Origin of the sequence: Rhodanobacter fulvus Jip2 (assembly GCF_000264315.1) — a bacterium.
GTDB classification, from domain to species: Bacteria; Pseudomonadota; Gammaproteobacteria; order Xanthomonadales; family Rhodanobacteraceae; genus Rhodanobacter; species Rhodanobacter fulvus.
Window position 1 is genome coordinate 1 of sequence record NZ_AJXU01000096.1, and the last position, 458, is coordinate 458.

At 30.1% G+C, this 458-nt stretch carries 1 protein-coding gene; it reads left to right on the top strand.

Going from position 1 to position 458, the window contains the following annotated elements:
• Window positions 1–458 (top strand): hypothetical protein (locus tag UU9_RS18210; RefSeq protein WP_343122257.1); only part of this gene is annotated, 458 nt, incomplete at both ends.

Consider the following 458-nt stretch of genomic DNA (forward strand, 5'->3'; position numbering starts at 1 on the left):
ATATTAATGAGCAGGGTTATAATTTAGAACGTGGACAATCAAGACAACTAACGAATAAAAAACATGAGCAAGTAAGTCGTTATAAACAAAAGACAGATTATCATAGACAGGAATATGAACATGAGAGCCAAAAATTAGATGATATTAAGCAAAAGAATGAAACTATGCTACAAGAGTATCAAAAAGCATTAGATACGCTTAAAACGCCTTTAAATGTTCCATATGAGTTAGAGAAAGAAAAAGTCGGTGGCTTGTTTAATAAAGAGTTACAAGAAACAGGTAATGTGGTCATCAGTCATGATGATTTTATGCAATTTCAAGAACAAATAAAAGCAGCACAATTAATTACAGATGATTATGAATATATTAAATCTGGAAAAGCATTAAGGGATAAAGATGAACAGATACAAGAGAAACAAAAACAATATGATGATTTGGCGAAATCATCAGAGAAATTA